The sequence below is a fragment of the Paraburkholderia dilworthii genome (assembly GCF_000472525.1).
Classification (GTDB): domain Bacteria; phylum Pseudomonadota; class Gammaproteobacteria; order Burkholderiales; family Burkholderiaceae; genus Paraburkholderia; species Paraburkholderia dilworthii.
On record NZ_AWZT01000006.1, the window covers coordinates 135,815 to 157,161 of the forward strand.

16 protein-coding genes and 1 pseudogene are annotated in these 21,347 nt (G+C 64.0%); 8 read left to right on the top strand and 9 right to left on the bottom strand.

Features of this window, described 5'->3' with window-relative positions; translation table 11 throughout:
* Positions 1–70 precede the first annotated feature (70 nt).
* Positions 71–511 (bottom strand): thioredoxin family protein, encoded by a 441-nt coding sequence (locus tag F759_RS0108135; protein WP_027799410.1) that lies wholly within the window; start codon positions 509–511, stop codon positions 71–73.
* A 57-nt stretch (positions 512–568) separates the two neighbouring features.
* On the bottom strand, positions 569–1,153 hold the full coding sequence (grpE, locus tag F759_RS0108140; protein WP_027799411.1) for a nucleotide exchange factor GrpE: 585 nt from the start codon (positions 1,151–1,153) through the stop codon (positions 569–571).
* Between the two features lie 379 nt (positions 1,154–1,532).
* On the opposite strand from grpE, the gene F759_RS43235 reads away from it, so the two are divergent.
* Positions 1,533–1,694, top strand: coding sequence for a hypothetical protein (locus F759_RS43235; protein WP_006047884.1), 162 nt, complete (start codon positions 1,533–1,535; stop codon positions 1,692–1,694).
* On the opposite strand, the gene F759_RS0108145 is transcribed toward F759_RS43235, so the two are convergent.
* From F759_RS0108145 to hrcA, 3 genes are all read right to left on the bottom strand, one after another.
* Positions 1,666–2,073 carry an RNA-binding S4 domain-containing protein gene (locus tag F759_RS0108145; protein ID WP_027799412.1) on the bottom strand — a complete coding sequence of 136 codons (408 nt, stop codon included), beginning with the start codon at positions 2,071–2,073 and terminating at the stop codon, positions 1,666–1,668. The genes F759_RS43235 and F759_RS0108145 overlap by 29 nt on opposite strands.
* Before the next feature lie 8 nt (positions 2,074–2,081).
* Complete coding sequence (hemH, locus tag F759_RS0108150; RefSeq protein ID WP_027799413.1) at positions 2,082–3,152, bottom strand: ferrochelatase; 1,071 nt, start codon at positions 3,150–3,152, stop codon at positions 2,082–2,084.
* 167 nt (positions 3,153–3,319) lie between these two features.
* Positions 3,320–4,339 carry a heat-inducible transcriptional repressor HrcA gene (gene hrcA / locus F759_RS0108155; RefSeq protein WP_025601566.1) on the bottom strand — a complete coding sequence of 340 codons (1,020 nt, stop codon included), beginning with the start codon at positions 4,337–4,339 and terminating at the stop codon, positions 3,320–3,322.
* Positions 4,340–4,657: 318 nt separating this feature from the next.
* Between hrcA and F759_RS0108160 the strand changes: the two genes are divergently transcribed.
* On the top strand, positions 4,658–5,560 hold the full coding sequence (locus F759_RS0108160; protein WP_027799414.1) for an NAD kinase: 903 nt from the start codon (positions 4,658–4,660) through the stop codon (positions 5,558–5,560).
* 68 nt (positions 5,561–5,628) lie between these two features.
* Positions 5,629–7,299, top strand: a complete 1,671-nt coding sequence (gene recN, locus F759_RS0108165; protein ID WP_027799415.1) for a DNA repair protein RecN — start codon at positions 5,629–5,631, stop codon at positions 7,297–7,299.
* Between the two features lie 285 nt (positions 7,300–7,584).
* Here recN and glnE read toward each other — a convergent pair whose 3' ends face one another.
* Positions 7,585–10,383, bottom strand: a complete 2,799-nt coding sequence (glnE, locus tag F759_RS0108170) for a bifunctional [glutamate--ammonia ligase]-adenylyl-L-tyrosine phosphorylase/[glutamate--ammonia-ligase] adenylyltransferase (RefSeq protein WP_027799416.1) — start codon at positions 10,381–10,383, stop codon at positions 7,585–7,587.
* Between the two features lie 209 nt (positions 10,384–10,592).
* Between glnE and F759_RS0108175 the strand changes: the two genes are divergently transcribed.
* The 3 genes from F759_RS0108175 (at position 10,593) to tldD (ending at position 17,304) form a co-directional block, all read left to right on the top strand.
* On the top strand, positions 10,593–14,780 hold the full coding sequence (locus tag F759_RS0108175; RefSeq protein ID WP_027799417.1) for a YhdP family protein: 4,188 nt from the start codon (positions 10,593–10,595) through the stop codon (positions 14,778–14,780).
* A 190-nt stretch (positions 14,781–14,970) separates the two neighbouring features.
* Entirely contained in the window at positions 14,971–15,747 is a 777-nt protein-coding gene (locus F759_RS0108180) for a carbon-nitrogen hydrolase family protein (protein WP_036023888.1), read from the top strand.
* Between the two features lie 90 nt (positions 15,748–15,837).
* Entirely contained in the window at positions 15,838–17,304 is a 1,467-nt protein-coding gene (gene tldD / locus F759_RS0108185) for a metalloprotease TldD (protein ID WP_027799419.1), read from the top strand.
* Between the two features lie 108 nt (positions 17,305–17,412).
* On the opposite strand, the gene F759_RS43240 is transcribed toward tldD, so the two are convergent.
* Positions 17,413–17,604: a hypothetical protein gene (locus tag F759_RS43240; RefSeq protein WP_152530608.1), complete on the bottom strand. Its 192-nt coding sequence runs from the start codon at positions 17,602–17,604 to the stop codon at positions 17,413–17,415.
* 45 nt (positions 17,605–17,649) lie between these two features.
* Between F759_RS43240 and aroG the strand changes: the two genes are divergently transcribed.
* A complete protein-coding gene (gene aroG, locus F759_RS0108190; RefSeq protein ID WP_027799420.1) occupies positions 17,650–18,723 on the top strand; it encodes a 3-deoxy-7-phosphoheptulonate synthase AroG in 1,074 nt (357 codons plus the stop codon).
* 148 nt (positions 18,724–18,871) lie between these two features.
* Positions 18,872–18,976: pseudogene (locus tag F759_RS37445) on the top strand (helix-turn-helix domain-containing protein); the annotation flags it as partial.
* A 71-nt stretch (positions 18,977–19,047) separates the two neighbouring features.
* On the opposite strand, the gene hmpA reads toward F759_RS37445, so the two are convergent.
* Together hmpA and F759_RS0108205 are read right to left on the bottom strand one after the other, a co-directional pair.
* Positions 19,048–20,253 (bottom strand): NO-inducible flavohemoprotein, encoded by a 1,206-nt coding sequence (gene hmpA / locus F759_RS0108200; RefSeq protein WP_027799421.1) that lies wholly within the window; start codon positions 20,251–20,253, stop codon positions 19,048–19,050.
* Positions 20,254–20,358: 105 nt separating this feature from the next.
* Positions 20,359–20,913 (bottom strand): cob(I)yrinic acid a,c-diamide adenosyltransferase, encoded by a 555-nt coding sequence (locus F759_RS0108205; RefSeq protein ID WP_027799422.1) that lies wholly within the window; start codon positions 20,911–20,913, stop codon positions 20,359–20,361.
* Between the last annotated feature and the right edge of the window lie 434 nt (positions 20,914–21,347).

Sequence of the window (21,347 nt, forward strand, 5' to 3'; positions counted from 1 at the left end):
ATACCTGCACTCAACATAAGTGCGTCCGCATCGTTTTCAAGACCTCTTTTGCGATGCGGTCTTTATTTTTTCAATCGACCGAACTTCCGCCCGTATCCGCTGCATCAGCTTGCGCGCCGCCTGTCGCTTGGGCCGCCCGGATCTTCTCACGCACCGCGGCGACCGCCGCCTCGAACTGCGCATGGCCGTGCCAGCCGGTGGCCCGACCGAGCCGTTTGCCACGGTGAAAGAAGAACCATGTCGGCACGCCGTGAAGCATGAAGCGCCGGCCCAACTCCCGATGCTCGTACACATTGCTGTGAAACCACCTAAGCCCGAGCGCGCGGATTGCGTCCGGTTGCGCGAGCATGGCTTTCTTGGCGATCTCGCAGTTGAAACAGTCGACGCCCCAGAAGAACACCACGGCGAGTTCGTCACCCGCTTCGGCGAGACCCGCATCAAACGACGCGGCGCTCAGCTCCTTCATGTCGAACACCGTGAACGCGGTGGCGTCGACGGGGATATTGGCCATGACGGTGTCTACCAGTTGTGTACAAGCGAAGCACGGACGAAATACAGACCGAACGCCTTACTTCGGCGCCGCCACCGTCACGAGCGCCGGACGCAGCACGCGGTCCGCGATCACGAAGCCCTTTTGCAGCACGGCAACGACGGTGTTCGGCTCCTGGTCCGCCGGCACCATCGAGATCGCCTGATGGCGATGCGGGTCGAACTTTTCGCCGACCGGATTGAGCGCAACGACGCGGCCCTTCTCCAGCGCGCCGGTGAGCTGACGCAGCGTCAGCTCGACGCCTTCGCGCACCTTTTGCAGGTCGTCGGACGAATGGGCGACGGCCGCTTCAAGGCTGTCGATCACCGGCAACAGATGCTCGGCAAAGCTCTCGATCGCAAACTTATGCGCCTTCGCGACGTCTTCCTGCGCGCGACGGCGCACGTTTTCAGTCTCCGCCTTCGCGCGCAGGAAGCTCTCCTGCAATTCGGCGATCTTTGCCTGGGCCTCGGCCAACGCAGCTTCGGCACCCGTTGCCGGGGTGTCCGTGGCGACGCTCGCGGCGGCCTCCTGCTCCGGAGTGACTGCCTCGGCAGCCTCGCGCGCGACTTCGTCCGCGGGCGTGGGATTCTGGCTCGTCGGGTTCTCTTGCGTGTTTTCCATGTCGCTGAAAGTCGTTAAAAATTTAAAAGCCAACGGCGGCAGCGACCTGAGAGCCGGCCGCGATTTGTGCGTTGCAAAATCGCGACAGACATCAAGACGCGCTACCGCGTATCGGAACGGCAGTTGGGGCCGCGAACGCCCATTTCAAGCGCTTCGGCCGAAATTTTCAAAGCGGCGGCAGCTAGCGGAAATGCGCGGTTACAACCATGAGTGCGGCGCAATCAGATTCAGATTGAGCGCGAGGAGCAACTGACCTATGCTCCAGTAACGCAGCGGAAAAAACCACGTTAACCCTAATCTGACGTAACGCTTTCCGTCCTCTTGCAATTTTCACCTGGCTAGCTCGTTTCTTTCCTGCACCATCCCAAAAGGGGGTACCGTGAAACTGACCTTTGCAATCTCGGTGGTCGCACTGGTACTCGTTGCGGGCACCACGACCATCTGTATGTCCGGCGCGGTCAACGATCACACCACCGAATACGGCGGCGTGAACGCGACCATGGAACAACTGTTCAATCCCCACCTGAAAATCTGTCGATAGTCCGGCGGTCGCGCTTGGTCGGGCGGCCGTGCAATGCCTCGGCCGGCTCGCGATAGGTCTTGCGGCGTTCGTGTTCCGCCTGACGCTTTTGCCGGCTCTCGTCCGTTTCTGCATACAGCGTCTGCGCGACGCTCGCGGGGCCGCGCACCTCGCACACGCCCAGCACCTGCACCTGCCAGACGATTCGCTCGATCTCGACCTCGACCATGTCGCCGACCCGCACGTCTTTGGCCGGCTTCACGTTGGCCCCGCTTATGCGCACGCGCCCCTTCTCGACGGCGTCCGCGGCAAGCGAGCGCGTCTTGTAGAAGCGCGCCGCCCAGAGCCACTTGTCGATGCGCAGCTTCGCGCCCGGTTCGGTTGAAATTCTGTAATTCATGAGTGTCGTCAAGCCGGTGTGTGGTGCGGCACGGGAACCGCCTGCACCGGCCAGCCTTGCAGATTCTGCGCGACGATTTCGCCAAGCGCGGCAATCCACGCCTGCGACGCGTTCACGCAAGGAATTCGATGGAACTCCTTGCCACCGGCATGCAGGAACTCGTCGCGCACTTCCATGCCGATCTCCTCGATTGTTTCGAGGCAGTCGGCGGTAAAGCCGGGACAAAATACATCAGCACGCCGCACGCCTGCTGAGCCCAGTTCCTTTAGCGTGGGCGCCGTGTACGGCTGCAACCACTCCGCTTTGCCGAAGCGCGACTGGAACGTGATGCGGCATTCCACCTGTGTCAGACCAAGCGCCTGCATGAGCAGCGCGCCGGTTGCCTGGCAATGATCGTGGTACGGATCGCCAAGATCCAGCGTGCGCTTGGGTACGCCATGAAAGCTCAGGATCAGTTTGTCGCCTGCCGCGAAATCCGGCCGGCCATGAAGATGCCAATACTGGTGCACTTGTGCAGCGAGCGCTGAAATATACGCGGGATGATCTGCGTACTGGCGCACCGTGCGGATCTCCATCTGATTGCGCATGCGCTTGAGGGCGGAGAACGCGTCGTCGAAAGCGGTCGCTGTGGTTGACGACGAGTATTGCGGATACATCGGCACCAGCAACACCCGTTCTGCGCCCGCGAGCTTCAGCTGATTGAGCATGGCAGGGATGCCGGGCGTGCCGTAGCGCATTGCGTATTCGACGAGCACCGTGTAGTCGTTCAATTGCAGCAGATGGCGCAGACCTTCCACCTGCTTTTCCGTATAGACGCGTAGCGGCGAGCCTTCCGGCATCCACACGGCCGCATATTTCTTCGCCGACGCGCGGCCACGGAACGGCAGGATCAGAAGCCGCAGAATGACCTGCCACAGCAGCGCCGGAATTTCTACCACGCGAGGATCGGAGAGGAACTGCGCGAGATAGCGGCGAACCGCACGGGGCGTTGGCGCATCCGGCGTGCCGAGATTGATCAGCAGCACGGCAACACGGTGCGACGTGGCGTTCTGCGAGGGCCGCTCGAGGTCGAAGCGCATAGGCAGCAGGAGTAACCGCTCAAGGCGGGAAGTGGAACCAGGTGGGATTCATTATAGCGGCGGCCCTCTTCACCGCGCTCCCTAAGCGCCCCTGGCCGTTCGGCCAATTGGCAAGCGGCGAACGCTCGCGCATCATGTGTTGGACAGACCGCCGCAGCGGTGACGCGCTACTGCTGGCTGAGCGTAAGCGAAAGCAATCTCGCGGTGATGTCCACGATTGGGATCACGCGGTTGTACGCCATTCGCGTAGGCCCGATCACACCCAGTGTGCCGACGATCTTGCCATTCACTTCGTACGGCGCAGTGACAACGCTCATTTCCTCGATAGGAACGAGGTTCGACTCGCCGCCTATGAAGATTTGAACGCCGGCCGCGTGACTCGATACATCCAGCAACTGAAGGAGACTGGTCTTTTGGTCGAACACATCGAACAACTTGCGCAAGCGCGCCATGTCCGAGGAAAGATCGGCAACCTCGAGCAGATTGCGCTCGCCCGAAATCAACACGGTCTCGCCGGTGTCCGACTCGTCGGTGCTCGCGGTAACGGCCGCGTGCATGAGCGTGGTCATGTCGCCGCGCAACTGGTCGATCTCTTCGCGCAGGCGGCGGCGCACTTCGTCGAAAGAAAGACCGGCGAAGTGTGCGTTGATGTAGTTGGACGCTTCCACCAGTTCGGACGGCGAGAAGTCGCGTTGGGTCGCCATCATGCGGTTCTGAACGTCGCCTTCGGGAGTCACGATGATCAGCAGAATGCGCTTGTCGGACAGACGCATGAATTCGATCTGCTTGAACACGTGGCTGCGCCGCGGCGTGAGCACAACACCGGCAAACTGCGACAGATTCGAGAGCACGCTCGCCGCCGCGGCGACGATCTTCTGCGGCTCACCGGCCTGCAGCGTAGTCTTGACGGTACGCGTGACCGCCTCTTCGTCCGCCGCAGACTCCACGGTCAACATGGTGTCCACGAAGAGCCGGTAGCCGCGCGGCGTGGGAATACGTCCAGCCGAAGTATGCGGGCTGATCACGAGCCCTAGGTCCTCGAGATCCGACATGACGTTGCGGATGGTTGCCGGGCTCAGTTCCAGGCCGGAATAGCGCGACAACGTGCGCGAGCCGACCGGCTGACCTTCGGCAATGTAGCGCTCGATCAGAGTTTTCAGGAGGGTTTGTGCGCGAGGATCTAGCATGACGAAAAAGTTTAGCTCAATGATGCGACTACCGCGAGCGATAACGGCGCTCAATACCGGCGGATTTGCCGCCGTTCGCCGGGACCGCGCCTTGCGCTCGTTTCAGGGCCTGGTGCCGCATTGGGTCGGGCGCCCCGCCGGCCCTGTTGTCGACGATGCCGCCCGGAGCGCGCCACGGCAGTTTGCACGGCGCGCATGTCATCAAGGCTTCACCATTCTAACGATAATCCCCAACTGCGCTGGCGGCCCGCCCGTGCAGGCTGACAGCCGGGTCTCCACGCGGTTCTTTTCAGGCCCCACCTATGGTGTAATGCCGGCATGCAAGTAACCAGCCAGTTCAAGACCGTGGCGCTCGTCGGGCGCAACAACACGCCGGGCATCGGTGAGCCGCTGACCGCGCTCGCCTCGTGCATCGCGAAGCGCGGCTTCGAAGTCGTTTTCGAAGCCGACACCGCAGCGGAAATCGGCGTGACCGACTACCCGGCGCTGCGTCCCGCGGAGATCGGCGCGCGTGCCGACGTGGCGATCGTGCTCGGCGGCGACGGCACCATGCTGGGTATCGGTCGGCAACTGGCGCCTTACCGCACGCCGCTCATCGGCATCAACCACGGTCGGCTCGGCTTCATTACCGACATCCCGATCTCCCACATGCGCGAGATCGTGCCGCAAATGCTGGCGGGCAACTTCGAACGCGAGGAGCGGGTACTGCTCGAAGCGCGCATCATGCGCCACGGCAATCCGATCTATCACGCGCTCGCCTTCAACGACGTCGTGGTCAACCGCAGCGGCTTCTCCGGCATGGCGGAACTGCACGTTTCCGTGGACGGCCGCTTCATGTATAACCAGCGCTCGGACGGGCTGATCGTCGCCACGCCCACCGGCTCGACGGCTTACGCGCTGTCGTCGCAAGGGCCGATTCTGCATCCGCAATTGCAGGGCATTGTGCTTGTGCCGATTGCGCCGCACGCGCTGTCGAACCGGCCCATCGTGCTGCCGGACGAGTCGAAGGTCAGTATCCAGATCGTTTCGGGGCGCGAGGTGAACGTCAATTTCGACATGCAGTCGTTCACCTCGCTCGAACTGGGCGATGCAATCGAAGTACGCCGCTCGCGTCATACGGTGCCGATGCTGCATCCGGTCGGCTACAGCTATTACGCGACGCTGCGCAAGAAGTTGCACTGGAACGAATACCCGTCGCACGAAGAAGATACCAAGTCCTGACCGGCGGGGAACGCCGCATGACAAGCGCCGCCCGCGAAACCCGAATACCAAGCTCACCGACGACCTCCATGCTTCGCCACCTCTCGATACGCGACTTCGTCATCGTCGCCGCGCTCGATCTCGAATTCGACAGCGGCTTTACCGTTTTCTCCGGCGAGACGGGTGCCGGCAAGTCGATCCTGATCGACGCGCTGGCGCTCGCGCTCGGTGCACGCGCCGATGCGAGCGTCGTGCGCACCGGCGAGAGCCGCGCCGACATCACCGCGGAATTCGACACGCACGCGCAGGTGGATCAGTGGCTCGACGAGCAGGCGTTGAGCGCATCCGCAGCCGACGGCCAGCACGGCGGCACGGTGATGCTGCGCCGCGTGGTGGATGCCAACGGCCGTTCGCGCGCTTTCATCAACGGCACCGCGGCGACACTGGCGCAACTGCGCGAGGTCGGCGAAATGCTGGTGGATATTCACGGCCAGCACGCGCACCAGTTGCTGATGCGCCCCGACGCGCAGCGCGAACTGTTCGACACCCACGCAGGCCTGAGCGAACTTTCCGCGAGTGTCACGCGCGCGTGGCGGACATGGCGCGAGAAGGTGCAGGCAGTCGAGCATGCGCAAACGCGCGACCGCGAGTTGCAACTCGAACGCGAGCGGCTCGCCTGGCAGCTTGCCGAACTGGACAAGCTCGCGCCGCAGCCGGGCGAATGGGAAGAGGTCAACGCCGAGCATCGGCGGCTGTCGCATTCGGCGAATCTGATCGACGGCGTGCAAGGTGCGCTTACCGCACTGTCCGAGTCGGACGAAGCGATGATCACGCATCTTGCGTCGATCGTCTCGAAGGTGCGCGATCTCGCGGAAATCGACCCGGCCTTGAACGACGTGCTGGCCGCGCTCGAACCCGCCGAGATTCAACTGCAGGAAGCCGCGTATTCGCTGAGTCATTACGCGCAAAAGCTCGAACTCGATCCCGACCGGCTCGCGCAAGTCGACAAGCGCCTCGACGCGTTGCATTCGGCGGCCCGCAAATTCCGCTTGAAGCCCGAAACGCTGCCCGAGGAACACGAAACGCGCCGTGCGCAGCTAGCCGCGCTGGACGCCGCCGCCGACCTCGACAGCCTGCACGCAGCCGAAGCGAAAGCGCGCGAACTCTTTGTCGCGGAAGCGAAGAAGCTCTCGAAGGCGCGCGCCAAGGCCGGCAAGGCGCTCGGCGCGGCGGTCACCACAGGCATGCAGGAACTCTCGATGAAAGGCGGCAGCTTCGAAGTAGCGCTGGTGCCGCTGCCAGAGGGCGGCGCGCATGGACTGGAGCAGGTGGAGTTCCGCGTCGCCGGTCATGCGGGCGTGCCGCTGCGCCCGCTTGCCAAGGTTGCGTCGGGCGGTGAACTCGCGCGTATCAGCCTCGCGCTCGCCGTGATCGCCAGCGCCGCAAGCCCCACACCCACGCTGATCTTCGACGAAGTCGATACGGGGATTGGGGGCGGCGTCGCCGAAGTGGTCGGACGGCTGTTGCATCAACTCGGCGAGGCGCGCCAGGTGCTTTGCGTGACGCACTTGCCGCAGGTCGCCGCGCGTGGCGATCATCATTTCCAGGTGGCGAAGACCGGCAACGGCAAGGGCGGCACGGTGAGTAGCGTCGTGTCGCTCGACAAGGCGAGCCGCGTGGAAGAAGTCGCGCGAATGCTTGGCGGACTCGAGATCACGCCGACCACCCGGAAGCACGCGAAGGAAATGCTGGCGGCTTAGGTGGTTGACGGGCGCAGCGAAGGGCGCGGACCTCGGCGCAGCGCGTGTGTTTGTGGTGCTGGCGCGACGCAAGCTGCGTAGCGGCGCAAAGTGCTCGGTGCTCGGTGCTCGGTGCAGCGCAGCTGACATCCGGCGCGCAACACTCACCGCAAGACGCCAAACCAGGAACCTGCGCTGTCTGAGACGCTCCCGCGCATGCTCAACAAGAGAGACTCAGCGGCGCGCAACAGAAACCGAAGGCGCGACAACAGACGCCTGAGCACGCCGACACAACCCACGCCTGCTTCACCCCTCTCCGAACACCCGCTCCCACAGCCCCAACACAGCATCGCGCTCCATCGCAACAAGAGCCGGCTCCACGCGCGCCTTCTCCATTCCATCGAGCCGCAGCTTGTGCTGCAACTTGCGATACGTGCGATAAGCCGCGCCGACCGTCTCCGCTTCGGCCTCGCTCATCAGCCCGAGACGCGACACTTCGCGCAGCAACGCAATGTTCCCGGTATTGCGGATCAGTTCGGGATCGCGCGCCGCGTGCAGCAGGACCCAGTACTGCACGGCGAATTCGATATCGACCATGCCGCCGCGATCATGCTTGAGGTCGAACAGCGTCGTATGGTTGGGGTGTCCGGCGCTGACGCGCTCGCGCATCTCGACGATCTCGCCCGCAAGTTGCGCGGCGTCGCGCGGCGTGGTCAGCACCTGTTCGCGGATCGCCTCGAACTGCGCGCCGATCTGCGCGTCGCCTGCACAGTAACGCGCGCGAGTCAGCGCCTGGTGCTCCCAGACCCACGCCGTGTTGGCCGCATCGCCCTCGCGCAGCTGATAGCGGCGGAACGCGTCCAGATCGGTCACGAGCAGGCCCGACTCGCCGTTTGGCCGCAGACGCAAATCGATGTCGAACAAAGTGCCCGCGCCGGTCGCGGTCGTCAGCCACGTGATGAGCCGGCGCGTGTAAGTGGAATAGATATCAGCTGCGGCGTCGTCGGGATCGTCGTAGAGGAAGATCACGTCGAGGTCCGACGCATAGCCCAACTCCTTGCCGCCCAATTTGCCATAGGCGATCACGGCGAAACGCGGCACCTCGCGATGCCGCTTCGGCAACTGGTTCCAGACGGCTTCCAGCGTGACGTCGAGCACCGTATCGGCGAGTTCGGACAGGCGGTCGCTCACATGCTCGACGCTCAGCTTGCCGGCAAGGTCGATCAGCAGAATGCGGAACACCTCCGCCTGGTGCGCGTGGCGCAGCAGATCCATCTGCTGCTCGACGCCGTCCGCGGCGGCAAGGCGCAAGCGCAGCGTGCGCTTGAACTCGGACCAGTCGAACGGACTGTTGATCGCTTCGTCGTCGAGCAGTTCATCGAGCAGTTGCGGATGGCGGATCAGATAGCCAGCCGCCCAACGCGACGCGCCCAGCACCGACAACACGCGATGCAGCGCTTGCGGGTATTCGGTCAGCAGCGCAAGGTACGCGCCGCGCCGGCTCACTGCTTCAAGCAGATCAAAGAGACGCGCGATCGTATCGCCGCGCCGCTCCGGCGGCTCCAGCGTGCGCGCGGCTTCGAGCGCGCGCTGCGCGACAATGTCAAAGCGTTGCCGGCTGCGCTCGGCAAGCCCTGCATACCGCGACGATTGCCACACGCCGCGCAGCCGCGCGAGCAGATCGCCCGGCTCGGCCACGCCGAGTTCGATGAGCCGCGCGCGCAACGCCTCTTCCGCGCTGTCGTCCGCGAGCGCGCTGCTCCAGACCCAGGCCGCCGCGCCGTCTTCAGGTGCCCCGCAACCGTCGCGACCACTCACCTTATCGGCGAAAATCTGGTCGAACTGCTGCTCGACGAATTCGCGATGCGCGTCGAGCCGCGCCATCAGCGCCGCGTAGTCGTCGCAGCCCATTGCACGTGCGAGCGCCGCACGTTCGTGGGAATCGACGGGCATTGCGTGAGTTTGGGCATCGTTGCGATATTGCAGTCGATGTTCGAGCTCACGGAGAAACCGATAAGCCTGCGAAAGCTTCACGCAGACCGACGTATCGATCAGCCCATGCGTCGCGGCGTGCCGTAAAACAGCGAGCGTCGGGCGCACACGAAAACCGGCGTCCTGGCCACCGCGAATCAGCTGAAAGACCTGCGCGCTAAATTCGATTTCGCGGATGCCGCCGCGTCCGAGCTTGATGTCGTCTGCCTTGTCGGGGCGCATCGACGCGCGACGCTGCGCCTCCTGGCGAATTTGCAGATGCAGCGCGCGAATTGCGCTGATTACGCCGAAGTCGAGATAGCGGCGATAAACGAACGGCGTAACGATCGCGTCGAGCTGTTTCGAGAGACGCCGCGCCGCGTCGCTCGTGCCTTCGGAAACGAGCCGGCCCTTGATCCACGCGTAGCGTTCCCACTCGCGGCCCTGCACGTAGAAATACTCTTCGAGCATGCCGAGGCTGCACACGAGCGGCCCCGAATCGCCGTTCGGCCGCAGGCGCATATCGACGCGAAACACATAGCCGTCGGCGGTCACTTCGGCGAGAGCGCCGATCAGGCGCTTGCCGAGGCGCGTAAAGAAGTCCTGAGTGGCGATCGGCGCGCGCTGACCGCCCGCGGTTTCGCCGTCCTCTTCATAAATGAAGATCAGGTCGATATCCGACGACACGTTCAACTCGCGCCCGCCGAGCTTGCCCATGCCCACGACGCCGAGTGTGAGCCGTTCACCCTGCGGGCCGCGCGGCTCGCCAAAGAGCGCTTCGAGTTCGGCGGACAGCACGGCGAGCGAGCGCTGGATCGTCGTCTCGGCCAGATCGGTCATTGCCCCCGTAACTTCCGCGACGTCCGCCTCGCCGGCGAGATCGCGCTCCATCACGGCGCAAAACACTTCGGTACGCAACTGGCGCAACGCCCGTTTCAGTGCCTCCTCGGTCAAAGGAACGCCGACGCCGCCGGCGGCCTCCGCGCACAGCGTGTCGAAACGCGCGTCGATGCGCTCACGCGTCAAAGGCGCCGATGCAAGCTCCGCCACCTGCGCGATAAGTTGCGGACGGGCCGCCACCGCGCGCGCCGCGTAGTGCGAATAGTTGGAACTCGAAAGAGTGGCGTGAGTCATCAAAGGTCTGGTTCGCTCGTTGCTTGATTGTCGGAAACCGTGGTGCCAATCGCGGCATGACCGGCTCGTCGCGCCGCAGGTTCCGGCACGCCGATGCGGGTCGCGCGGCGGCGTGCTGACAGGGCTTGCAGGAAGTCCTGCCGACGCTTTCCCGTGTGTTACATTTCGTCGTTAATTCGCAAAACTACCATACGCCCACCCGCCGCAGCATGTCCGAGCGAAACGAATCCGCCGACCCGCAGGAAACCGGGCAGGTCCGGCCTGTGAGCGGAAGCGACCACGTCCTGTTGCGTCGGACTCTACACGTCGTTCTGGCGCTCGCGCTCGTCCTCTATTTCATCGCGGCAGGACTCTTTCTCGGCTTGCGTTACGTGGTGCTGCCGCGCGTCGACGCGTTCCGGCCGCGCATCGAAGCCACCGTCTCCGACAAGTTGCATGCGCGGTTCACTATCGGCAAACTCGCGCCGCATTGGAGCGGGTTTCAGCCGGGGCTCGACGTCACCGACCTCGTGATCCGCGATCATGAAGGCAAACCCGCGCTTACCATACCGCACGCCACGGCGACCTTGTCGTGGCGCTCGCTCTGGCAGTTCCGTCCGATGCTTTCGAGCCTGATCGTCGATCAACCGGACGTGCTGATCGGGCGCAGCAGCGACGGCGAACTGTCGGTCGCGGGCGTGCCGGTGCCGACCCGCCACAGCGGCAACGACACCTTATCGACGTGGCTCGTGCGCCAGGAGGCGATCGTCGTGCGCGGCGGCGTACTGCGCTGGCGCGACGCCCAGCGCAATGCGCCCGAACTCGCGCTGCACGACATCCGCATTGCGATTCTGAACGACGGCTACGATCACCGTCTAGCGCTTCAGGCGCCGCCAGACGGCCAGCTGCTGCACGGCCCGCTCGATTTCCGCACACATTTCCGGCACGCGCCACTCGCCGCGATCGGCAAGCCGACCAACTGGAAGGGGCAGGCCTATGTGTCGACAGGACCGGTCGACCTGCCCACGCTCGCCCGCTACGTGAAGTTTCCGATCGAAACGTTTGCCGGCCGCATCGACAACGCGATCTGGGTCGACTTCGCCGACGGCCGCATGAAGTCGGCAAGCGGGCAGATGACCGGCGCCGATGTCGCCTTGCGCGTGCGGCCCACGCAGCCCAAGCTGCTTTTGCCGGTCGCGAATTTCGGATGGCGCGTGCAAGCCGACCAAGGCGATTACAACCTGCAACTGACTGACATGCGCGCCGAACTAGGCCAGCCGCCGCTCGAAGACGGCACGCCGCTCACGCGCACACTCTCGTTCAGCACGCTCGACGGACACTACCGGACGGCCTCGCAGCAGCACGGACAACTCATCAGCGTGTCGGGCGACCGGGTGGACCTCGGCATTCTCGCGGAATTCAGCCGGGCGCTGCCGCTGCCGCGACCGCTCCTTAACAGTCTCGTGCGCTACAACCCGCGCGGCCTCGTCGCTAACTACGTGATCGAAGTGGAGCGCGGCAAGCCGGAAGCGGGCGAACCCGGCGGCGACCGTCATGCGACGGGCGCGGAGCCGATCGAGCGTTATCGCTTCAAGGGTGACCTGCAAGGCATCAGCGTGGCCGCGCAGGAACCGCCGCCCGGGCTCACCGCGCGCAATCATCCGCGCGCCGGCATTCCGGGCATCGAGAATCTGTGGGGCAGTGTGGACGCCGATCAGCGCCACGGCACCGCGACGCTCGACACGTCCAACGTCGCGATCACGCTGCCGGGCGTGTTCGACGATCCGCGCCTCACGCTCGACCATCTGCATGGCCGCGCTGACTGGACCATTACGCCGAAAGCGCCCGGCGAGAACCATCCGGCGTTCACGGTGAAGCTGGCCGATTTCGGCGTATCCAACGCGGATGTCGCGGCCACCGCGACCGCCGACTACAGCAACCCCGGACACGGCCGCGGCTCGCTCGACCTGAAAGCGGACTTCGAGCGCGCGCAAGTCTCGCGCATCGTCCGCTATCTGCCCACCAGCATCAGCGAGAAGCTGCGCATCTATCTCGGCCACGGTTTGCAGGCCGGCATATCGCGCGGCGCGACGATCGAGGTTCACGGCGATCTGACCAAATTTCCCTACTCGCGCGATCCGGACGCGGGCGTCTTCCATATCGTCGCGCCGTTCAAGGGCGGCAAGTTCGACCCGTCGCCGTACCCGCCGCGCAACATGAGGAACGGCACGCCGAATGTATGGCCGCCGCTCGACGGCATCGACGGCGTGTTCGAACTCAAACAGAAGATGCTGCGTTTCGACATCGACCGCGCGCGCTATAAACGCGTGGCGCTGCATGGCGTCAACGGCAGGATCGACGACCTCGGCACGCGCGAGTCGAACCTCGTCATCAAGGGCGACGGCCTCGGGCCCCTCGCCGACATGCTCGACTACGTGAACGAGAGCTCGCTCGGCATCATGGCGCGGCATCAGACCGACAAGATCCGCGCTGAAGGGCCGGCGTCGCTCGCGCTGAAGCTGACGGTGCCGCGCACGCCCAAACCGCATATCGGCGTGGAAGGCGCGGTCGGCTTTCAGAACAATCGTCTGACGGTGGAGAACGTGCCGCCGGTGTCGCAACTGAAGGGCAAGGTGCGCTTTACCGAACGCAGCGCGCAAACCGACCGTCTCACCGCGCAGTTTCTCGGCGGCGACGTGCGTGCAAGCGGCGGGTTGAAGCAGGACGGCACCTATGCGCTCGACGTGGCGGGCCACATCGCCGTCGATGCGGCGCGCGGTCTTAATCCGCATGGCCCCGCCGCCCAGGTGCTCACGCGCATGAGCGGCAGCGCCCCGTACGCGCTGACCGTGCGCGGCGCGAAAGGCAAGCTGCCGCAAGTCACGGCGAACTCCGATCTCACCGGCCTCGCGCTCGACTTTCCGGCGCCGTTCGACAAGCCGGTCGGCGCGCCGATGCCGCTGCGGCTCGCAGCCGGCCCGTCGACGGTTGCCGGCGAAAGCGGACTGGAGCGCGCCGAACTGAACTTCGGTCCAATCGCCGCACGATATCTGTTGCATTACGAGCCGAAAAGCTCGCCGACGGTGCTGCGCGGCGCAATCGGCGTGAACCGGCCGGCCGATCTGCCGTCGGAAGGCGTCATCGCCGCCGTGGACGTCGAAGCATTCGATGCGGACGCATGGCGCGCGCTCGTCACGCAGATGCGCAACAAGGAAGCGCCCGCCGCGTCTGCCGCGCCGTCCACGCCTAACCCGACCGTCGCGCAATTTCTGCCGAGCCGCTTCGCGCTCCACATCGGCACTTTGACGCTGCTCAAGCGCCATTGGGACAGCGTGATCGTCGGCGCTTCGCATGCGGATGGCAAATGGCAGGCGAATATCGCGTCCAATCAGGTGTCGGGCCACGTTTCGTGGCTGCCGGGCGCCGACAAGGCTTCGCCGGGCACGTTGCAGGCGCGCTTCGCGCGCGTCGTGATTCCCTCGGTCGCCGACAAGGATCTGCTCGGCCAGGCCATCTCGGCTCCGGCGCAGAACATGCCGTCGATCGATCTGATCGTCAATGAACTGATCGTGCGCGACCGCAATGTCGGCCGGCTCGAAGTGGCAGCGCACAACTTCAACGAAGACGGCGTGCCGGTCTGGCAACTCGACAAGCTCGACATTGCAAATCCCTCGGCCACGCTCACGGCGACGGCGAACTGGCGCACCTCGACCGGACTCGGAAACGCCGCGGACGAAACGACGCCGCGGCGCACCGTGTTCGATTTCAAGCTCGACATCAAGGATGCGGGCGGCCTGCTCGAACGCTTTGGCCAGCCGCGCACGCTGAAGGCGGGCAGCGGCACGCTGTCGGGCAAGATGGTGTGGCGCGGCGGGCCGACCGCGATCGATTATCCGACGCTCAATGGCAACATGGCCGTGGACCTGCGCCACGGCCAGATCCTCAAGGTCGATCCGGGCGTTGCCAAGCTGCTCGGCGTGCTCAGTCTGCAAAGCCTCGCGCGCTTCGCCACACTGAATTTCCGCGATGTCATCGGCGAAGGTCTGCCGTTCGAGCACGTCACGGGGACGGCGCAGATTCGCAACGGCATCGGCCGCACGGAGAATTTCGAGATGGTGACCGCGCCGGCCCGCGCCGAAATGAAGGGCTCCGTCGATCTGGCTCAGGAAACTCAGGATCTGCATGTCCAGGTCGTGCCGACGGTGAGCGCGGGCGCGGCGGTCGTCGCAGCGGCGGTAATCAATCCGCTGCTCGGCCTGGGCGCGCTGGTGGCGGATCTCGCGTTCAGCAAATCGATTTCGCACGCGTTCGCGCGCGAGTACGCGATCACCGGCTCGTGGTCGAAACCGCACATCGAGCGGGTGAGGAGCGATCGGGGTAAGATGGACGCTCCAGCTTCGACTGTGGGTGTGAACTGAGCCCTTGAACGACGTATGCGGCGCCGGACTTCCGCGCCGCCGCCATTGCCGGGAGTTTTTCGAAACGCTCATGAGCGAAACACACGTCTCTCCATCGTCGTCCCCCGCTTCGCCCGCCACCGCGCCGCGCGCTGCGCAGCAAGCGCAGGCAGGCGGCGACCAAAGCACTTTCCGCGTCGCGGCACTGCAAATGGTGAGTACGCCGGACCGCGATCGAAATCTGGCCGACGCCGAGCGCCTGATCGGCGAGGCCGCGGCCGGTGGCGCGCAGCTTGTCCTGTTGCCGGAATACTTCTGCTTCATGGGATTCAAGGACACCGACAAGCTCGCCGTGCGCGAGGCCTACCGGGACGGTCCGATCCAGCGCTTTCTCGCGGATGCCGCGCGTCGTCACAAGCTGTGGGTGATCGGCGGCACGCTGCCCGTTACGGCGCCCGAACCGTCGCGCGTGTTGAACACCACGCTCGTGTTCGACCCTCGGGGCAACGAGGCCGCGCGCTACGACAAGATCCACCTGTTTAACTTCGAAAAAGGCGAGGAATCGTTCGACGAGGCGCGCACCATCTGCCCCGGCGGCGAGGTCCGCACCTTCCAGTCGCCGTTCGGCCGCGTCGGTCTGTCGGTCTGCTACGATCTGCGCTTTCCCGAGTTGTACCGGCGCATGGGCGATTGCGCGCTGATGGTGGTGCCGTCGGCGTTCACTTACACGACCGGCCGCGCGCATTGGGAAATGCTGCTGCGCGCCCGCGCGGTCGAGAACCAGTGCTACGTGCTGGCCGCGGCGCAGGGCGGCAAGCATGAGAATGGCCGCCGCACGTGGGGCCACAGCATGCTGATCGATCCGTGGGGCGAGATCGTCGCGGTGCGCGACGAAGGCGCCGGCGTGGTCGCAGGAACGTTAGAGCGCACGCGCATCGACGAAGTGCGGCAGAGCCTGCCCGCCTGGCGTCATCGGGTGCTGAGCTAGACACATTGACATTGAAATTGCGGCGCCCCTCACTCATGTAGAGACGGTGGCGCTAACCGAATCCTTTGTATCGAGCAGAACATACTTCGCATGAACATCATCGAACCTGGTATCCGTAATCTCGCCACCGCCAAGGACATTCTCCTGACGCCCTACGGTCTCGACGAATCGCTGCTTACCCGCACGCTCGCCGAAATCTTCACGCATCGCGTGGATTATGCGGACCTGTACTTCCAGGCCACACGCAGCGAAGCGTGGAGTCTCGAAGAAGGCATCGTGAAGTCGGGCAGTTTCAGCATCGACCAGGGCGTCGGCGTGCGCGCCGTGTCGGGCGATCGCACGGCTTTCGCGTATTCGGACGACCTGTCGCCCGAAGCGATCCGCCAGGCGGCCATTGCCACGCGCGCGATCGCCAAGGCCGGCGGCGGCAAGCAGAAGATCAAGGTGGCGTCGTCGCTGACCGGCATTGCCGGGCGCGATCTATACCTGCCCGCCGATCCGCTGCATTCGCTCGACGCAACCGCCAAGGTCAAGCTGCTCGAGCGCATCGAACATATGGCGCGCGGCCGCGACCGGCGCATCCAGCAAGTGATGGCCGGTCTCGCCGGCGAATACGACGTCGTGCTGATCGCGCGCAGCGACGGCGGCTTCGCGGCCGATATCCGTCCGCTCGTGCGCGTCTCGGTCACGGTGATCGCCGAGCAGAACGGCCGCCGCGAAATCGGCAGCGGCGGCGGCGGTGGCCGCTTCGACTACAGCTATTTCACCGACGAAGTGCTGTCGCGCTACGTCGACGACGCGGTGCATGCAGCGCTCGTGAACCTCGAAGCGCGCCCGGCTCCGGCCGGCGCGATGACCGTCGTGCTCGGACCGGGCTGGCCCGGCGTGTTGCTGCACGAAGCAATCGGCCACGGCCTCGAGGGCGACTTCAATCGCAAGGGTTCGTCGGCGTTCGCGGGACGCATCGGCGAACAGGTTGCGGCCAAGGGCGTGACTGTCGTCGACGACGGGACGCTGCCGAACCGCCGCGGCTCGCTCAATATCGACGACGAAGGCAATCCGACGCAGTGCACGACGCTGATCGAAGACGGCATTCTGAAGGGCTACATCCAGGACACGCTCAATGCGCGCCTGATGAAGATGCCGGTCACGGGCAATGCGCGCCGTGAGTCGTATGCGGCGCTGCCCATGCCGCGCATGACCAACACATACATGCTCAACGGCGACAAAGATCCGCAGGAAATCATCGAATCGGTCAAGAACGGCTTGTATGCGGTGAACTTTGGCGGCGGCCAGGTTGACATCACTAACGGCAAGTTCGTGTTCTCGGCCTCCGAGGCGTACATGATCGAAAACGGCAAGGTCACATACCCGGTGAAGGGCGCGACGCTGATCGGCAGCGGGCCGGAATCGCTCAAATACGTCAGCATGATCGGCAACGACATGAAGCTCGATTCGGGCGTCGGCGTGTGCGGCAAGGAAGGCCAAAGCGTGCCGGTGGGCGTCGGTCAGCCGACGCTGCGCATCGACCGGATGACCGTTGGCGGCACCGCATGAAATAGGGCCGACGCGCATTTTGTGCGTTATACGCGTCGACTATGCGGGGTTTCCGCATTTTTACGACGCGACGCTTGCCTCCCGCGCTCCGCCGGGTTATAAAGTCACTCACCCTTTTTTGACCAGCGACTCCATTTCGCCATGTCCGCCAAGTTCTATTTTTACTTTTTTTGGTATCTCAGACCGCTGGCGGATCGAGAGGGGTGTTAGTGCACGTAGAACACCGAGAATTCCCGAAAAACCGCCAGCGAGTCTGGCGGTTTTTTTTCGCCTTTCGTCTTTGAATATTCTGTTTTGCACGCGCCGCTCGCGCAAACACGCTACGAACCGATTCAGGAGAACAACATGCCCCCGCACAACACCGACGATGTCCGCATTCGCGAATTGAAAGAACTCACGCCGCCCGCTCACCTGATCCGCGAATTTGCCTGCGACGAAGCGGTGTCCGACCTGATCTACACCTCGCGCACGGCCATGCATCGCATTCTGCACGGCATGGATGACCGCCTGATCGTGATCGTCGGGCCGTGCTCGATTCACGATACGAAGGCGGCGATGGAGTACGCGAGGCGTCTCGTCGAACAACGCAAGCGCTTCGCAGGCGAACTCGAAGTCGTGATGCGCGTGTACTTCGAAAAACCGCGGACGACGGTGGGCTGGAAGGGTCTCATCAACGACCCGCATATGGACAACAGCTTCAAGATCAACGAAGGACTGCGCACGGCGCGCGAGCTGCTGTTGCGCATCAACGAACTTGGTCTGCCGGCCGGCACCGAGTATCTCGACATGATCAGCCCGCAGTACATTGCCGATCTGATCTCGTGGGGCGCGATCGGCGCGCGGACCACCGAGTCGCAAGTGCACCGCGAACTCGCTTCGGGCCTGTCGTGCCCGGTCGGCTTCAAGAACGGCACGGACGGCAATGTGAAGATCGCCGTCGACGCGATCAAAGCCGCCTCGCAGCCGCACCATTTCCTGTCGGTCACAAAGGGCGGGCACTCGGCGATCGTATCGACGGCCGGCAACGAGGATTGCCACATCATCCTGCGCGGCGGCAAGACGCCGAATTACGACGCGGACAGCGTGAACGCAGCGTGCTCGGACATCGGCAAGTCGGGTCTCGCCGCGCGTCTGATGATCGACGCGAGCCACGCGAATAGCTCGAAGAAGCACGAGAACCAGATTCCGGTGTGCGCCGACATCGGCCGCCAGATTGCTTCGGGCGACGAACGAATTATCGGCGTGATGGTGGAGTCGCACCTGGTGGCCGGCCGCCAGGACTTGCAGGAAGGCTGCGCGCTCACGTACGGGCAGAGCGTCACCGACGCATGCATCGGCTGGGACGAAAGCGTCGCGGTGCTCGAAGGTCTCGCCGACGCCGTCAAGCAGCGGCGAGTGGCGCGTGGAAGCGGCAACTGAAAGCAGTTCGCCTGCGTCGCAAGGATGCAGTTTGCAGCACAAAAACCCGGCGCATGGAGCCGGGTTTTTTATTTGATTAGTCGAACAGATGAATGGGGCTCGACAACGCCCCTATGTACCGTGACAGCTTATCGCCGCGTCGTGAACGCGCGCGTCCGATGTGGTCAACAAGGAAACCACCAAGTTCACCATCGACACGCTCGTCGAAATGTTGAGCCGGATCGGCAAGCCGGTTACGTTGGCGGTTGGATAGCGCGTGTGGCTCGCCGCATTGTTGCGCTTATTTGCGCTCGGTTGCGCGGCTTGCCATGCGCGAACGGCGCTTTACTCGATCGCGCCTGAACCGAATACTTCGGTATGAATCCGCGACGGGTCCACGCCGAACGCGGCCAGCGCATCCCGCTGTGCACGCATGAAGGGCACCGGCCCGCAAATGTAGTAGTCCGCATCCGGCACGATAACCTGACCGGCGATTTTCGCGACGTCGAGACGGCCCTCGAAGTCGTAGTCGGCACCTTGCCGGTCGGCTGCGTCAACCGCCTCATAGAACACCACGCGCTTCACGCTCGGGTGCGACGCAACGGTCTCGTTGAGCCACTCCCGGAACGCATGCACGCGGCCATTCCGGCATGCGTGCACGAAAGTCACGCTTCGCTGGCTGCCGTCGGCGAGTAGCGTCGAGAGCATCGAGGTCATCGGCGTCACGCCTACGCCGCCGCTCATCAGCACAACAGGCGTGGTCGTCTTACGATCGAGCGTGAAGTCGCCCATCGGAGCGCTGACATGCACGACCGCGCCCTCTTCCACGCCGGCATGCAGCAGGTTCGAGACGTGGCCCGGCGCCGTGTCTTCGCGACCATCTTCGCGCTTCACCGAAATGCGCAGCCACTTGCCATGCGGCGCGTCCGACAAGCTGTACTGGCGCGGCTGGTCGACGCCCAGTTTGTCGACGAAGCGTTTCACGCTCACGTACTGACCGGGCTCGAAGTCACACGCGGCCGATCCGTCGGCAGGCGTCAGATAGAACGACGTGATTTCGTCGCTCTCCACCTGCTTGCGCGCCACCTTGAACGGACGGAAGCCGCTCCACGCCGCGCCCTCATACAGCTTCGCCTCGGTGCCGACAAAGATATTCGCGAGCTGACCGTACGCGACTTCCCAGGCAGCCAGCGTGGGCTGATCGACTGCATCGCCGAGCACGTCGACGATGGCGCCCAGCAGGTGACGCCCGACAATCGGATAGTGCTCGGGCCGGATGTTCAGGCTTGCGTGCTTGTTGGCAATCCGCGACACGGTCGTGCCGAGCGCGCCCAGATTGTCGATGTTGGCCGCATACGCGTACACCGCGCGCGCAAGCGTTTCAGGTTGATTGCCACTTTGCTGGTGCGTCTGGTTGAACAGATTCTTAAGTTCGGGATGATGCGCGAACATGCGCTTGTAGAAGTGCTTTGCAATGGTCGTGCCGTGCTCGGCAAGCACGGGCGCGGTAGCTTTGACGCGGGCAATCTGCTCGGTGGTCAGGGCGGTCATTTGTACTTCTCCTTAAAGATGTACGTAAGATACATCTTAAAAACCGTGATTCCCTCAGGCAAATTGTCGCAGCGTCGTCACCGCTTGCAGGAAGGGGCAATGCGTCTAATTTTGGCCACGATTGTGCTGCCAGAGCACGTCCGCGCCGCCGTCAGTGCGGTTGAGCACGCGTGCAAGGACGAACAGAAGATCTGACAGACGGTTCACATACTGACGCGGCGCGGCATTGATGGCTTCCTCTTCACCGAGCGCGACGATCGCGCGTTCGGCGCGGCGGCAAACGGTGCGGCACACATGCGCGAGTGACGCCGCCCGCGAGCCGCCCGGCAAGATGAACTCCTTTAGAGGCGGTAGTGCAGCGTTGTGGTCGGCGAGCCAGTCGTCGAGTTGCGCAAGATGGCGGTCGGTGATCATGGTGTGACCCGGTATGCAGAGTTCGCCGCCAAGGTCGAACAGGTCATGCTGGATCGAGACTAGTGCCGGTCGCACATTGTCGGGTAGACGCTCGCACAACAACACGCCGAGGTTCGAATTGAGTTCGTCGACGTCGCCGATTGCCGCAATGCGCGCGCTGTCTTTGCGCACACGCCGGCCGTCGCCAAGACCGGTGGTGCCGTCGTCGCCGGTACGAGTGACAATCTTGCTCAGGCGGTTACCCATGATATCTCCCATGCATTGAATGACGATGCCCCGTCAATTGCGGGGCACTACCGCGTAGACAGCGCATCGGGCGCCGGCAAAGCGACGGTTTCCTGTCGCGGTTCCCTGCCACTGTGCTGGCCGTCCGCAGCCGCCGCACATCAACACCGCGTTAACCATATTGCGCGGATCCGGCAGCCGCCGCCATTATAGGGGCGGGGCCGGCGCGAAGCGGGCTGAAGCCGGCCCGAAAGCAATCGGCGTAAAATGAAGCACCTGCTGCAAAGAGCGGCTGCGCCTCATAGTTATCAAGAAGCTTTTTTCATGAGAGCGGAGTAAGTGCCAAAGCACCCACTCGCGTCGACGTCATTCATAGGGCCGGGGCAGGTGATGAAGTGCCAATTCCAGGTCGAATTCATTGAGCGGACCGGACCAAGCGCTGAAGCATCAACACC

Coding starts and splice junctions, on each gene's coding strand:
- tldD (WP_027799419.1), top strand. CDS start 15,838: ATGAACATCATCGAACCTGGTATCCGTAATCTCGCCACCGCCAAGGAC.
- F759_RS0108135 (WP_027799410.1), bottom strand. CDS start 511: ATGGCCAATATCCCCGTCGACGCCACCGCGTTCACGGTGTTCGACATG.
- F759_RS0108175 (WP_027799417.1), top strand. CDS start 10,593: ATGTCCGAGCGAAACGAATCCGCCGACCCGCAGGAAACCGGGCAGGTC.
- F759_RS0108205 (WP_027799422.1), bottom strand. CDS start 20,913: ATGGGTAACCGCCTGAGCAAGATTGTCACTCGTACCGGCGACGACGGC.
- F759_RS0108145 (WP_027799412.1), bottom strand. CDS start 2,073: ATGAATTACAGAATTTCAACCGAACCGGGCGCGAAGCTGCGCATCGAC.
- F759_RS0108180 (WP_036023888.1), top strand. CDS start 14,971: ATGGTGAGTACGCCGGACCGCGATCGAAATCTGGCCGACGCCGAGCGC.
- glnE (WP_027799416.1), bottom strand. CDS start 10,383: ATGACTCACGCCACTCTTTCGAGTTCCAACTATTCGCACTACGCGGCG.
- F759_RS0108160 (WP_027799414.1), top strand. CDS start 4,658: ATGCAAGTAACCAGCCAGTTCAAGACCGTGGCGCTCGTCGGGCGCAAC.
- recN (WP_027799415.1), top strand. CDS start 5,629: ATGCTTCGCCACCTCTCGATACGCGACTTCGTCATCGTCGCCGCGCTC.
- hemH (WP_027799413.1), bottom strand. CDS start 3,152: ATGCGCTTCGACCTCGAGCGGCCCTCGCAGAACGCCACGTCGCACCGT.
- aroG (WP_027799420.1), top strand. CDS start 17,650: ATGCCCCCGCACAACACCGACGATGTCCGCATTCGCGAATTGAAAGAA.
- hrcA (WP_025601566.1), bottom strand. CDS start 4,339: ATGCTAGATCCTCGCGCACAAACCCTCCTGAAAACTCTGATCGAGCGC.
- grpE (WP_027799411.1), bottom strand. CDS start 1,153: ATGGAAAACACGCAAGAGAACCCGACGAGCCAGAATCCCACGCCCGCG.
- hmpA (WP_027799421.1), bottom strand. CDS start 20,253: ATGACCGCCCTGACCACCGAGCAGATTGCCCGCGTCAAAGCTACCGCG.